Here is a 13,586-nt window from a genome sequence, read left to right as displayed (position 1 = left end):
TGTAATGTATGTGTTATAACCATTCAATCGGGTAATCTTTTGTCAATTTCCCGATAGACTGGTCAGGAAGTTTGTCCATAAGGGCACCTGTGAAATGGCTGACTTGAGCATACCAGAAGGTTCCGTCTTCATGGAGTTTTCTGGTTTCCAGCATCATGTAGCTTCGGCTGCTGCATTCTATTGCAGTGCGCTTTGTTATTCCGTCCTCTGTTATATATGTGGAGACACGGTTCAGTTCCAGATCAACGCCGACAACACCAATGAATGCGATATCAAATTGATATTGTTTTAACTGTGCATCTGTGATTCCGCCGACAAATCCACCGTGTAATTCGTCTGTTGTACCTCCAAGCACAATCAGTTTGACATTACTGTCAGGAACATTTGCAGCCAGAATTACATCAATACAGTTTGTAACCAGAGTAACATGCTTGTTGGAAGATACCAGTATTTTGGCTAATTCGATGTTGGTTGTGGAAATATCCAAAAATATGGTATCTCCATCCTTAATTAATGAAAGTGCCTTTTGGGCAATCGCCCTTTTTGCCTCAATGTTTTTATCTGCACGGTCAGAAACCTGAAAATCATGTGTCATAACTCGGGTTTTTACAGCGCCTCCATAAATCTTCTTGAGCAGACCCTGGTTTTCTAAATAAGTTAAATCTTTCCGAATACAATCTTCCGTCACATTGTACATCTGGCTCAGATCTTTTACACGCACAGAACCAAATTGATTGATCTGAGCGATGATTGAATTATGACGTTCATCTGCAAGCATAGAAAGTGTCTCCCTTCATATTTTTTATTATTATAGCATGTTTTTTATATCTGTACATCATTCTGATAAACTCCCTATTTACAAGGAACGTCTCTTTTTTGAAAAACAGGAGGCAGCAGCATATTCATAAGCTTTAAAAATATTACAACAAGAATAACAGAAATGTTTTGTATTGTTATTTTATTTTGTCTATTTTATAATCATTAAGACAAGCAACAGCAGTACAGGGAGGTAATATATGCTGATGGAAATTGCGGTAGGAGTAATCATTGTCATTGGAATACTGGGGTTCATCGGATATTCTTATATGATAAAACAGCAGTCAGATGAGGTGCGGAAGCTCTATGAGGATTTTAAAAAAACATATGGAAAAGAATATCAGATTGGCTTCGGCCTGTGTAAAGGTACTGTTTTTAACAAAGAATATATTGTGATCCTTGCTGCAGATAAGGAAAAGAAAGTCGTGGATGCGGTGACGGCGGAAGGCTCCGGCATGGAATGGACCCATGGAACGGCGTCCGAGTATATTGGCATGGATATCGCAAAATACAAAAAAGAGCAGGAAGAAAAGAAAAAACGGCAGACGTTATATCAAAAAAGCGAACCGGAGGTATCACCGAAGGAAAAAGCATTCATCACTGCAGTCAGGAATCTTTGAGTTGGCATGCAGCTCAAAGAAAAAAAGCCTGCCTGCTTTGTTTATGAAGGATAGCGTCAGGAAAGGGAGATAGATGGAAGAAATATTGGAACAGAAAAAAGAGAGAGTAATCCTTGTTGGAGTCGCTCTCGGGGATGGTCAGGAAGCGGAGGAATCTCTGGAAGAACTGAAAGAACTTGCAGAGACCGCAGGAGCCGAAGTGGCGGGCTCTATTATACAGGCCAGAGAGCAGATTCACTCGGGGACCTATGTAGGAAAAGGAAAGATCGAGGAGATCCGGGATCTTTTGTTTGAGACAGAGGCAGACGGCATTGTCTGCGACGATGAGCTTTCACCGGCTCAGCTTGCCAATCTGTCTCAGATCCTGGATATTAAGGTCATGGACCGGACTCTGGTGATCCTTGATATCTTTGCAAAACGTGCACAGACAAAAGAGGGAAAGATCCAGGTGGAATTGGCTCAGCTGCGTTATCGAGCCACAAAGCTTACCGGCAAAGGAGTCAGCCTTTCCAGACTGGGAGGCGGAATCGGCACAAGGGGGCCGGGAGAGAAAAAGCTGGAGATGGACCGGCGGCTGATCCGCACCAGAATTTCACATTTAAAAACAGAACTGGCAGGTGTTATAAAACACAGAGAGGTACAGCGGAAACAGAGACAGAAAAATCACACTCCGGTGGTCTGTATCGTCGGCTACACCAATGCCGGGAAATCCACACTTTTAAATTATTTTACGGATGCGGGTGTCCTGGAGGAAGATCAGCTGTTTGCCACTCTGGACCCGACGACAAAGAGTGTGGAACTGAACAGCGGGCAGACGGTGCTCATGACAGACACGGTAGGATTTATCAGAAAACTGCCGCATCATCTGGTGGACGCGTTTAAAAGTACGCTGGAAGAGGCAAAGTACAGTGACATCATCCTTCACGTAGTGGACTGCTCCAATCCATTTATGGAACAGCAGATGGAAGCGGTCTATGAAACTCTCGGACAGCTGGGAATCAAAGACACACCGGTGATCACGGCCTTTAATAAAATTGACAGGACCGGTAAAAATTCTCTTTTAAAAGATGTCCGCGCAGATGAGACTGTAAAAATATCTGCAAAAGAGGGAACGGGAACTTCAGATCTTCTGAGAGTGATCGAGGATGTGCTGAAGAAGCAGAAAATCTATCTGGAAAAAAAATACGGCTACGATGAAGCCGGAAAGATACAGGCCATCAGAACTCATGGACAGCTTTTGAAAGAAGAATACCGTGAGGATGGAATTTATGTGGAGGCTTATATACCAAAAGAAATACTAGGCATGGTGTAGGAGGATGTATGATTATACAGAAAGTGATCAACAATAATGTAGTCAGCACTTTTGACATGAACAACCACGAAGTCATTTTGATGGGAAAAGGCATAGGATTCCGGAAAAAAGCAGGGGATGAACTCGACAAGACAAAGATCGAGAAAATTTTTACCCTGGATCAGCGGGAAAAAAGTCCTTTTATCCAGGAAGTGCTCGCTATTATCCAGGAGTTTTATGAGATCAGTTTCAATACAGAGCTGCCGGCCTATCAAAGATTTATTACGCATCTGGAATATCTGGAAAACAGCATTAAATCCGGAGAGTCACATTCTGTGGAAGATGAAGAGGATGATGTGGAATTCTACGAGAGAAACCAGAAAAAATATCCGGAGGCTTATATATGCAGCCAGAAAATTGTCGAGCACATTGAAGGTCATTACGGCTACACCCTGTCGGTAGATGAAAAAATGTACCTGATCATCTATGTAAAACGGCTGATCCTGGAAGCCGGCATCCAATAGGAATTTGTTGTGGTTCCAGTTGACATTTGGACGGGTTTTTGATAAGATTTAGACATTGAATATTGGATTGTGACTGGTAATGCAGGCAAGACCTTTTTGATAGATGTAAGCTGAGATTCGCGCATTTATTAAGGGGTCTTTTTGTTTTTTTCAGCTCAGTCCGTCATTTATTAACTAAAATTTACAGAATGAAGGAGATTTTATTATGGTATCTAAGAAGTTTGTAATTGAAAACGAGCAGGGATTACACATGAGACCAGCAGGAGTTTTAGCAAAGGCAGTAACAAAGTTTGAATCTGATGTCACCATCGTTTTCGAAGACAAGAAGATCAATGCTAAGAGTCTTCTGAACATTATCGGAGCATGTATCAAATGTGGTTCAGAGATTGAACTTGTATGTGAAGGTCCTGATGAGGAAGCAGCTTTAGCGCATGCGACAGAATTAATTGAATCTGGTTTAGGTGAATAATTAATCTCATTTTACAAAGGGGACAGGTGGCATATGTATAAAGGTATTGGAGCATCTGCGGGAATCGGCATCGGAAAAGTTGTTGTGATCAAGGAACAGAGCCTGGATTACAAAAAGGAGACAATCACAGACGCCGAAGCAGAAAAGAAAAGATTAAGCGAAGCGATCGAAGTGTTCATCGATAAGACAGCCAAGATGGTGGAAGCCATGAAGGTGACTGCCGGAGAACAGGAATCTGAGATTCTGGAGGGACATATCCTCATGATTCAGGACCCTGCGATCAAAGAGCAGATCGATGCCAAGATCGATGACGAAAAGATCAATGCGGAAGCTGCCGTCGAGGAAGCATGTGATTTCTTTGCACAGATTTTTGCCATGGCTGAAGATGAATTGACCCAACAGAGAGCATCTGACTTAGGAGATATCAAAACAAGATTAATCAAGATCTTATTAGGGATCGAGGAAGTAGATATCAGCGCTGTTCCGGAAGGAACTGTTCTGGTTGCAGAAGATCTGACTCCATCTATGACTGCCGGCATCAACCCGGCTAACGTTGAAGGCGTACTGACAGAGATCGGAGGCAAGACTTCCCACTCTGCGATTATCTGCCGTTCCATGGAGATCCCGGCAGTACTTAGTGTTGAGAAGATCGTTTCCATCGTCAAAGATGGGGATGTTGTTGTATTAGACGGAGCGACAGGAGAAGCATATGTAAATCCTGAAGATTCTGTCCTGGAAGATTACAAGGCTAAGAAAGCAGCATATCTGGAAGAGAAAGCCGCTCTGTCCAAGTTCATCGGACAGGCGTCCCAGACTGCAGACGGACATGTGGTTGAACTGGTTGCCAATATCGGCGGTCCGGATGAGGCTGCAAAAGTTGTGGAGTGTGACGGAGAAGGTGTGGGATTATTCCGTACCGAGTTCTTATTTATGGACCGCGACAGCGTACCTACCGAAGAAGAACAGTTCAAAGCATACAAAACAGTTGCAGAGACATTGGAAGGAAAACCTGTTATTATCCGTACTCTGGATATCGGAGGAGACAAGGCACTTCCTTACCTCGGATTAGAGACAGAGGAAAACCCGTTTCTTGGCTTCCGTGCAGTGCGTTTCTGCCTGAAACGTCCTGACATTTACAGACCTCAGCTGAGAGCTTTGCTGAGAGCCAGCGCATTCGGAAAGATCCGCATCATGGTTCCGCTTGTAACATGTGTGGACGAACTCCGCGCTGTGAAGGCCCTTCTTGAAGAGATCAAAGGCGAATTAGACGCAGAAGGCATCGCATATAACAAAGACGTAGAAGTCGGCGTTATGATGGAAACTGCCGCTGCAAGCCTGATTGCCGACATTCTCGCAAAAGAAGCCGACTTCTTCAGCATCGGTACCAACGACCTGACAGGATACACGATGGCGGCTGACAGAGGAAACTCTGACGTAGCTTATCTGTACTCAGCATATAACCCGGCAGTGCTCCGTTCTATCAAGAACATTATCGGCGCTGCAAATGCAGAGGGTATCATGGCTGGTATGTGCGGTGAAGCTGCCAGCGATCCGCTGCTCGTACCGGTACTTCTTGCATTCGGACTGAATGAATTCTCTGTAAGTGCAACTGCGATCCTTGCCACAAGAAAAGTCATGTCCTTATGGACGATGGATGAAGCAAAAGCTTTGGCAGAGGAAGTTATGCAGCTGACAACAGAAGCAGAAGTAAAAGCTTTATTGGAAGAAAGAGCCAGAAGCTAGGCTTTATAATGTATGATAGACTCTCAGGAGGTATGATCTGTATTCAGATATATCTTCTGAGAGTTTTCTTGTTTCAGAGGGAAGGCCGCAGACTTCCCTCTGAAATAAAAGCGCTCCGCGGGTTGTTCTTTACGGGAACCTGTTTTTTTACTATAATAGATAATAAGAACTCATTAGAAAAGCTTTGAAGGGAGCATTAATTATGGATCAGAATATAGAGAGAAGACAGTTCGTCTGTCCCAAGTGCGGATGCAATTCCTATGAACACGATCAGTTTCAGGCCACTGGAGGAAACTTTGCAAAGATTTTTGATGTACAGAATAAAAAGTTTATTACGATCAGCTGCACCCGCTGCGGATTTACCGAGTTATATAAGAGTCAGACTTCAGAGGGCATGAATATTCTGGACTTTCTCATGGGATGACCGGAAAAGTGCAGGAGAATAAATACAGAGAGATTCAATGTTCCGCGGCCTGCAACCGGGTCCGCGGAAGATTTCCCTATCACTGGGATTTAAATATATACAGAGGCTGTGCCCACCGCTGCCAGTATTGTTTCGCTCTTTATTCCCACCAATATATGGAGTCAGATGATTTCTACCGTGAGATTTTTGTTAAGACGAACATTGCTGAGCGGCTGGAACGCCAGTTAAAAAGCAGGAACTGGGACCATCAGGTCATCAATCTGGGAGGCGTGACAGACAATTACCAGCCGGCAGAGGAGCAGTACAGGATCATGCCGGAGCTTTTAAAGCTTTTGATCCGATTTGAGAATCCGGCTATCATTTCTACAAAATCTGATTTAATATTGAGAGACTATGACCTGATCGATCAGTTATCCAGAGTAGCCTATGTAAATATTGCGGCGACGGTCACCACAATGGACGAAGACATAAGGAGTGTGTTGGAACCGGGAGGGGTTTCTTCCTCACGTAGGTTTGATGTACTCAGTGAATTCCGGAAGACGAATGCGTCCACGGGTGTTCATATGATGCCTGTCATTCCATACATTACAAGCGTCAGGGAGAATCTGGAGGCTGTATTTTCTGAGACGAAACAGAGGGATATCCACTATCTGATCACATCAAATTTAAATTTGAAGGGCCCCACACGTGCAGTGTTTTTCAACTTTGTGAGAGAAGAATTTCCACAGTATGAACAACCTCTGACCAGGCTGTTCAGCTACGGCAAAGAATATAAGGAATATAAAAGTGAATTGTTTCAAATGATTTCAGAAGTCCGCACTAAGTATAACGTTAAAGCAGATTTTGGCAGCATCATAAAAGAAAAAAATGCACAGTTTGAGGCAGAGCAGCTGTCATTTTTCTAGGAGGTAATGACTATGGGAGAGATTATGTTGGAATGTTGTGTGGACTCATTCGAGTCTGCCAGGACCGCAAAAGAGGCAGGGGCAAAGAGGCTGGAACTCTGCGGGGACTTGATGATCGGCGGGACCACACCCAGCCCTAAATTATTGGAAATGATCAAGATACGCCTCGACATCCCGGTCCATGTACTCGTCCGGCCAAGATTCGGAGATTTTTTATACAGTGATGAGGAGTTTTCGCTCATGAGAAGTGAAATTCATCATTTCCGGGAACTTGGGGCAGATGGTGTGGTATTCGGATGCCTTACAAAAGACGGGAGGCTGGATATGAGACGCATGGAAAGCCTGATGCAGAAGACGATGGGGATGTCTGTCACGCTCAACAGAGCATTTGATATGTGTGTAAATCCTTATGAGGCAATGATTCAGGCCATTGAACTGGGCATTGACACCGTACTCACTTCCGGGCAGAAAAACTGCTGTACCGATGGAAAGGAACTGCTGAAGAATCTTTTGGAAGTGGCAGGAAAAGATATCACAGTGATGGTCGGATCAGGAGTCAACGCAGCTGTGATTGAAGAATTTTTAAGAGAAGCTCCTTTTGAGGCGTTTCACATGTCAGGAAAGAAAACGGTTCAGAGTGAGATGGAATACCGCAAACCGGATGTCAGTATGGGACTGCCGATGATGAGCGAGTATGAGCGCTTCGTTACGGATGCGGAGGAAGTTAAAAAGGCCGCAGCAGTGATAGAAAAGTATCATTCATAATTGGTCCGGTATAATTGTAAGAATTTTGTTATGTTTTTGTCTGCCGGATTTCAGAACTGTCCGCTATGATAGAGATAGTAAAAGAAAGGCGGTGTCAGTTTATGAGCAGACAAGCAGTAAAAAAAGCGACAAATTTCACAACTCTGGTGTTGATCGGAGCGTTGATTATATTTTCGGTTTACGGTTATCAAAAAGGGATTTTTACAAGCAGGGATCAGTTGGAACTGTTTATCCGGCAGAGCAGCTTTTGGGGACCGCTTCTGTTTATTGTGATTCAGATTGCACAGGTTGTCATAGCGGTGATTCCGGGAGGACTGACCTGTCTGGCAGGAGTCGTCTTTTTCGGACCCTGGTATGGATTTTTATACAGCGCTGTCGGGATTATCATTGGTTCCTGCATTAATTTTTACCTGGCAAGACGATACGGAGAGAAATTCATCAGGCTTTTTGTAAGTGATGAGACATATGAACAGACAAAGAAAAAGTTTTTGACAGGAAAAAAGTTTGATGTTGTGTTTACAGCGGCGATCCTTCTTCCGTGTGCACCGGATGATGTGCTTTGCATGCTGGCGGGACTAACGGATATGTCCTGGAGAAAGTTTTTAACGATTCTTTTTCTGGGGAGGCCGGTTACGATCGTAGTTTACAGTCTGGGAGGTGCCATGCTCCCGATGCTGCTGCGGTAGGCGTAAAATCAATAAAGATATAAGACAGTGGGCGGGACAGCATCAGGCTGTTCTGCCTTTTATCGCTTTTGTTCTATTGATTCGGGCCATCCGGTAGTATATACTGAAAAAGAAATCAGCCGACGAAGAAAAGATAAAGGAGACAGACGATGGGTTTAAACGAGACGCCGAGAGGAGACAGAATTCATATCGCATTGTTTGGAAGGAGAAATGCAGGAAAATCCAGCATAGTCAACGCATTGACCGGTCAGGAGCTGGCGATTGTTTCAGATGTGAAAGGCACGACCACAGATCCGGTCTTCAAGGCCATGGAACTTCTGCCTCTGGGACCGGTTGTTATGATCGATACCCCCGGTCTGGATGACGAGGGAGAACTGGGAGAAAAGAGGGTGAAAAAGGCGAAAGAAGTGCTGAGAAAGACAGACATCGCTCTGGTGATCGCGGATGCGGAAACGGGGATTACAGAGTTTGAGCAGGGAATTCTTGATTTGATCAGGGAGAGAAAGCTGCCCTACCTGATCGTATATAACAAGACGGATCTTGCAGGCAGAGTCAGGGCAGAAGATAACGATCATGCCTGCTTTGTCAGCGCGGTGACTAAAGAAGGCATCTTTGGGCTGAAAGAAGCCATAGGAAAGCTTCTCCCAGAAGAAGAACAGCCAAGACAGATCGTGGGCGATCTGATCTCGCCGGGAGACTTTGTAGTTCTTGTCGTGCCTATCGACTCGGCGGCTCCAAAGGGGCGGCTCATACTGCCCCAGCAGCAGACAATCCGGGATATTCTGGAGCACAATGCCTGCTCTGTTGCAGTCAAAGAATCTGAACTGGAGCAGACACTTAAAGATCTGGGGAAAAAGCCGGCTCTGGTTATCACAGACTCTCAGGCATTTGAACAGGTGGCTGCCATCGTACCGGAGGACATTTCTCTGACTTCTTTCTCGATCCTTTTCGCCAGATACAAGGGGGATCTTTTAGAGGAAGTGAAGGGGGCAAGGGCCGCCGGGCATTTAAAGGACGGCTCCAGGGTCCTGATCGCGGAAGGCTGCACCCATCACCGCCAGTGCGACGATATCGGAACGGTCAAAATACCCCGATGGCTTACGGAATATACAGGAAAACAGCTCGTTTTTGAGACGTCCAGCGGGAGTACATTTCCGGAAGACTTAAGCGGCTACGATCTGATCGTCCACTGTGGGGGATGTATGCTGAATCCGAAAGAGATGAAGCACAGAATTGCCTCCTCTGTAAAAGCGGAAGTACCCATTGTAAACTATGGTGTCCTGATTGCCGCCATGAAGGGAATTCTAAACAGGAGTCTTCAGCCTCTCGGACTCTAAAATCCGGAGGGAGTCTTGACCGGAGGCGGGGTTCTTGAGATAATAGACAAGATAACGAAAGAAAGGATTTGAAACAGATGAGTAAAGTTAGAACCAGATTTGCCCCGAGCCCTACGGGAAGAATGCATGTAGGGAATTTAAGAACAGCATTATATGCTTACCTGATCGCAAAACATGAAGGCGGAGATTTTCTGCTCCGCATAGAAGATACAGACCAGGAGCGCCTCGTAGAGGGAGCCGTCGATATTATTTACAATACCCTTGCAAAAGCAGGACTTGTCCATGATGAAGGGCCGGATAAGGACGGCGGATGCGGTCCTTATGTCCAGAGCGAGAGGCAGTCAGCAGGCATCTATATGGATTATGCAAAGAAGCTGATCGACAAGGGAGAGGCTTATTACTGTTTCTGTGACGAGGAGAGGCTAGAAAGCCTGAAGGTCAAATCCGGAGATGTGGTGGTCAGCCATTATGACAAACACTGCCTGAATCTGAGCAGCGAGGAAGTGGAAGAAAAACTGAAAGCCGGTATCCCGTATGTGATACGTCAGAATAATCCTACCGAGGGCACCACGACGTTTGCAGATGAAATTTACGGTGAGATTACGGTGGAAAATATGGAACTGGACGATATGATCCTGATCAAGTCCGACGGATATCCTACCTATAACTTTGCAAATGTAGTAGATGACCATTTGATGGGAATCACTCATGTGGTGCGGGGAAATGAATATCTGTCATCTACGCCGAAATATAACAGGCTCTATGATGCATTCGGATGGGAGAAACCGGTCTATGTACACTGCCCGCTCATCACGGATGAGGAACACAAGAAGCTGAGCAAACGGAGCGGACATTCTTCTTTCGAGGATCTGCTGGAGGCAGGATATCTGCCGGAGACGATCGTAAACTTCGTGGCTCTGCTCGGATGGAGTCCGGGAGGGGAAAGAGAGATCTTTACGCTGAAAGAACTGGAAGAGGCTTTTGACTATCATCATATGTCCAAGACTCCGGCTGTCTTTGATATGACGAAACTTGCATGGATGAACGGGGAATATATCAAGGCTATGGACGATGAGAGATTCCGGGAGATGGCTATGCCGTATGTGAAGGAAGTGCTCACAAGAGATGTGGATACTGATAAAATCCTCTCTATGGTCAAGACACGGATCGAGCTGTTCACAGAGATTAAGGACCATATTGATTTCTTTGAAAATGTGCCGGAATATGACAGTGCCATGTACCAGCATAAAAAGATGAAGACAACAAGAGAGTCTGCGCTGGAAGTGCTGAAAGAAATCGTGCCGGTATTTGAAGCCCAGGAAGATTTCAGCAACGATGCCCTCTATCAGACACTGATTGGATTTGCAAAGAGCCACGAGGTCAAAAACGGCTATGTCATGTGGCCGGTCCGCACAGCTGTGTCAGGCAAGCAGATGACTCCCGGCGGGGCATCTGAACTTATGGAGATTCTGGGGAAAGAGGAGTCTGTAAAAAGACTTCGTGCGGCTGTTGATAAATTAGAGGCTGAGCTTTCATGACAGAATGGAATGAGGCCCAGACAAAGGCCATCACTCACAAAGACGGCCCAATGATGGTCCTTGCCGGCCCGGGATCCGGGAAAACTACGGTCATCACAGAACGGACAAAATATCTGATCGAACACTGCGGGGTAAAACCCTCCAATATCCTGGTCATCACCTTTACAAAGGCAGCGGCAGCTGAGATGAAGGAACGTTTTTTGAAACTGGCAGGGAGATCCCTGCCAGTTTCTTTCGGTACCTTTCACGCAGTCTTTTTTACAATCTTAAAGCATGCGTACAGCTTTCGGGCGGGGTGTATTCTGCCGGAACATAAAAAGTATGATCTTCTCCGTGAAATTATCATGGACCGGGATCTGGAAACAGGAGACGAACCGGATTTCCTGCGTTCTCTGATCAGTGAGATCAGTCTCGTAAAAGGGCAGCTTCTTTCGATGGACTATTATCACAGCCAAAGCTGTGCGGACAGTGTATTTCAGCTGATTTACAAGCAATACAATGAAAAACTGAGGAAAAACCAGTGGATGGACTTTGATGATATCTTAGTCTATACGTACAGCCTTTTAAAGGAGAGAGAAGACCTGCTTGCTGCCTGGCAGAATAAGTTTCAATATATTCTGATCGACGAATTTCAGGATATCAGCCCGATCCAGTATGAGATCATAAAGATGCTGGCTGCGCCCAGAAACAATCTGTTTATTGTGGGAGATGACGACCAGTCGATTTACCGGTTCAGGGGAGCAAAACCGGAGATCATGCTCGGATTCCCCAAAGATTATAAAGATTCCGAGAAGATCCAGCTGGATGTCAACTATCGTTCCAGCCCTGAGATCGTGGAGGCATCCCAGAAAGTGATCCGTGTTAATAAAAAGAGGTTTGACAAAGAGATAAGATCCTGCCGGGACAGAGAAGTTCCAATAGAGCTCAGGACGTTTAAAAATCAGCAGGAAGAATGCACCTATGTGGCAAAAAGGCTCAGGGACGAATACGAAAAGGGCCATCCCTATGAGGAGTCATCGATCTTGGTCAGGACCAATCTGGGAGCCAGGACGATGCTTGGAAAGCTCATGGAATATAACATCCCGTTTACGGTGAAAGATGGGATTCCAAGTCTGTTTGAGCATTGGATCGCAAGAGACATCATAGATTATATGAGGATGGCGCTCGGTGACCGGAGACGGAGCACCTTTTTGAGAATCATGAATCGGCCCAAGCGCTATATCAGCAGAGAATATATAGACCAGCCGGAGATCTCCTTTGAGGATCTGAAGGAGAAGACAAGAGACAAGGAATGGCTTTATGATTATATCGATGAGCTGGAGGAAGATCTGAGACTTTTAAAGGATATGATGCCGTTTCTTGCGGTCACCTACATAAGAAAGTCTGTCGGGTACAATGCATTTTTGTCAGAATATGCAAGAATACGAAAACTGAAGGAGGAAGAACTTACCGATGTGCTGGAGGAACTTCAGGAGACTGCCAGAGGATATGACACTTATGAAGAGTGGTTTGATTTCATGAGACGCTATACAGAGGAGCTGAAGGCACAGTCCGAGAGCAGGAATCAGGGGAAACAGGGAGTTGTAATAAGCACGCTTCACAGTGCAAAAGGGCTGGAATACGAGAGAGTGTTTCTCATTGATGTCAATGACGGGGTAATTCCATATAAAAAGGCTGTGAAGACAGAAGAATTGGAGGAAGAGCGGCGGATGTTTTACGTGGGAATGACCAGGGCAAAGAAATATCTGCATGTCTTTTCTGTGGAGAAGATGTATAATAAAGACAGTAAAGTGTCGGATTTTATCCTTCCTTTAGAGGGGAAGAGGAGAAAGCAGCAGAAGGGAGCGCAGTAATATGAAACAGAGGGCAGTACCCAGACCGGGGGATTTTTATAAACATTTCAAAGATAAGCTGTATCAGATTATAACGGTGGCCGAACACTCAGAGACCGGGGAGGTGCTTGTCATTTACCAGGCTTTATACGGGGAATATAAAACCTACGCAAGACCGCTGTCCATGTTTCTGAGCGAAGTGGACCATGACAAGTATCCGGGAGTCAGCGCAAAATACCGGTTTGAACGCGTGGATGTAAAGACGTACCAGAACATTACAGAACTTCACCAGATTGGAAATATTTTAGAAAGGCACAGGGAGATACCAAAACCGGAGCCCAAAGAACCGGAACCGCTGCCTGAAAAAGAGATGCCGAAACCCGGGGAACACCGCCAGGAAAAAGAACAGCAGGATCTTCTGATCCGTTTTCTGGACGCTGAGAGCAATGAGGAACGGCTGGAAATTCTTCGGAGAAATGAAGACAGGATCTCTGAGACAGTACTGGATTCCATCGGCCTTTCCATGGACTTTCCGCTAAGTGGTGATGACCGGGGAAAGAAGCTTCGTGATCTGGAGGGATTTATCAAGACGAAGATGAAGTATGAGAAGGCAAGAAGATAAAAAAAGGGAAAGCA

The 13,586-nt window shown here is 45.4% G+C and carries 14 protein-coding genes; 13 read left to right on the top strand and 1 reads right to left on the bottom strand.

The window, feature by feature from the left end; translation table 11 throughout:
* Window positions 1–13 precede the first annotated feature (13 nt).
* Window positions 14–778 carry a DeoR/GlpR family DNA-binding transcription regulator gene (locus ANCC_RS11690; protein ID WP_006568980.1) on the bottom strand — a complete coding sequence of 255 codons (765 nt, stop codon included), beginning with the start codon at window positions 776–778 and terminating at the stop codon, window positions 14–16.
* 238 nt (window positions 779–1,016) lie between these two features.
* Between ANCC_RS11690 and ANCC_RS11685 the strand changes: the two genes are divergently transcribed.
* The 13 genes from ANCC_RS11685 (at window position 1,017) to ANCC_RS11625 (ending at window position 13,572) form a co-directional block, all read left to right on the top strand.
* Entirely contained in the window at window positions 1,017–1,436 is a 420-nt protein-coding gene (locus ANCC_RS11685; RefSeq protein WP_006568978.1) for a hypothetical protein, read from the top strand.
* Between the two features lie 73 nt (window positions 1,437–1,509).
* Window positions 1,510–2,748: a GTPase HflX gene (gene hflX / locus ANCC_RS11680; protein ID WP_006568977.1), complete on the top strand. Its 1,239-nt coding sequence runs from the start codon at window positions 1,510–1,512 to the stop codon at window positions 2,746–2,748.
* Between the two features lie 8 nt (window positions 2,749–2,756).
* Complete coding sequence (locus ANCC_RS11675) at window positions 2,757–3,251, top strand: CAT RNA binding domain-containing protein (protein ID WP_006568976.1); 495 nt, start codon at window positions 2,757–2,759, stop codon at window positions 3,249–3,251.
* A gap of 205 nt (window positions 3,252–3,456) precedes the next feature.
* Window positions 3,457–3,720 carry an HPr family phosphocarrier protein gene (locus tag ANCC_RS11670; RefSeq protein WP_006568975.1) on the top strand — a complete coding sequence of 88 codons (264 nt, stop codon included), beginning with the start codon at window positions 3,457–3,459 and terminating at the stop codon, window positions 3,718–3,720.
* 33 nt (window positions 3,721–3,753) lie between these two features.
* Window positions 3,754–5,463: a phosphoenolpyruvate--protein phosphotransferase gene (gene ptsP / locus ANCC_RS11665; protein ID WP_006568974.1), complete on the top strand. Its 1,710-nt coding sequence runs from the start codon at window positions 3,754–3,756 to the stop codon at window positions 5,461–5,463.
* Window positions 5,464–5,665: 202 nt separating this feature from the next.
* Window positions 5,666–5,887, top strand: coding sequence for a zinc ribbon domain-containing protein (locus tag ANCC_RS11660; RefSeq protein WP_006568972.1), 222 nt, complete (start codon window positions 5,666–5,668; stop codon window positions 5,885–5,887).
* A gap of 8 nt (window positions 5,888–5,895) precedes the next feature.
* Entirely contained in the window at window positions 5,896–6,792 is an 897-nt protein-coding gene (locus ANCC_RS11655; protein WP_325064295.1) for an SPL family radical SAM protein, read from the top strand.
* Between the two features lie 12 nt (window positions 6,793–6,804).
* Entirely contained in the window at window positions 6,805–7,557 is a 753-nt protein-coding gene (locus ANCC_RS11650) for a copper homeostasis protein CutC (protein WP_039947105.1), read from the top strand.
* Window positions 7,558–7,658: 101 nt separating this feature from the next.
* Entirely contained in the window at window positions 7,659–8,243 is a 585-nt protein-coding gene (locus ANCC_RS11645; protein ID WP_039947104.1) for a TVP38/TMEM64 family protein, read from the top strand.
* A 149-nt stretch (window positions 8,244–8,392) separates the two neighbouring features.
* Entirely contained in the window at window positions 8,393–9,580 is a 1,188-nt protein-coding gene (hydF, locus tag ANCC_RS11640) for a [FeFe] hydrogenase H-cluster maturation GTPase HydF (RefSeq protein WP_006568967.1), read from the top strand.
* Window positions 9,581–9,657: 77 nt separating this feature from the next.
* Window positions 9,658–11,118 (top strand): glutamate--tRNA ligase, encoded by a 1,461-nt coding sequence (gene gltX / locus ANCC_RS11635; RefSeq protein ID WP_039947103.1) that lies wholly within the window; start codon window positions 9,658–9,660, stop codon window positions 11,116–11,118.
* Complete coding sequence (locus ANCC_RS11630; protein ID WP_006568965.1) at window positions 11,115–12,971, top strand: ATP-dependent helicase; 1,857 nt, start codon at window positions 11,115–11,117, stop codon at window positions 12,969–12,971. The genes gltX and ANCC_RS11630 overlap by 4 nt, the downstream gene beginning before the upstream one ends.
* Window position 12,972: 1 nt before the next feature.
* Window positions 12,973–13,572, top strand: coding sequence for a DUF1653 domain-containing protein (locus ANCC_RS11625; RefSeq protein WP_006568964.1), 600 nt, complete (start codon window positions 12,973–12,975; stop codon window positions 13,570–13,572).
* The last annotated feature ends 14 nt before the right edge of the window (window positions 13,573–13,586 follow it).

It is taken from the genome of Anaerostipes caccae L1-92 (genome assembly GCF_014467075.1).
In the GTDB taxonomy this organism is placed as follows: domain Bacteria; phylum Bacillota; class Clostridia; order Lachnospirales; family Lachnospiraceae; genus Anaerostipes; species Anaerostipes caccae.
The sequence above is the reverse complement of the archived record's forward strand: the minus strand, read 5'-3'. Positions and strand labels throughout refer to the sequence as shown.